Source organism: Mesorhizobium sp. M4A.F.Ca.ET.050.02.1.1 (genome assembly GCF_003997725.1).
Lineage (GTDB): Bacteria > Pseudomonadota > Alphaproteobacteria > Rhizobiales > Rhizobiaceae > Mesorhizobium.
Window position 1 is genome coordinate 1 of record NZ_RZSG01001468.1, and the last position, 524, is coordinate 524.

A 524-nucleotide genomic window follows, 5' to 3' on the forward strand; every position below is an offset into this window, starting at 1 on the left:
GACAGGATCGCCGCCGACCAGCAGCGCCGAGCCGCGCACGAAGCCGCCGCCGGTGGCGCGGTCGAGCTCGCCGATGCCCGAAACGATGCGCGGCGCGTCCTCGATGTCGCCGGACAGGCTGGTGAGCACGACGGCACGGCCCTTGCGGGCGTTGCGGGTGTTGGCCGGCCCGGAGCCGATGCCGCCGGCCGTGCCTTCCTCGACCAGCGTGTTCCACTCGCCGCAGGCGTCGCACTTGCCGGCCCAGCGCTGGTGCACCGATCCGCAATTCTGGCAGATGAACTGAACGCGCGATTTAGCCATTAGATGCGGCCCGATATTGGACAGGTCGGCGGGACAGCACCCCCCTCTGTCCTGCCGGACATCTCCCCCAGCAGCTTCGATCCCGGCGCCCATCTTGCAATCTCCGCGATTGGCGAAAGCCGACGCGACAGCTGATCTCCCCCCCTGAGGGGGAGATGGCCGGCAGGCCAGAGGGGGGGCGAAGGAATGAGGCCTTTCTCAAGAGCTCACTCAAACCGATC

1 pseudogene is annotated in these 524 nt (G+C 68.3%); it reads right to left on the minus strand.

Going from position 1 to position 524, the window contains the following annotated elements:
• Positions 1 to 303, minus strand: a pseudogene (locus EOA33_RS38180) (DNA repair protein RadA); the annotation flags it as partial.
• Positions 304 to 524 lie beyond the last annotated feature (221 nt).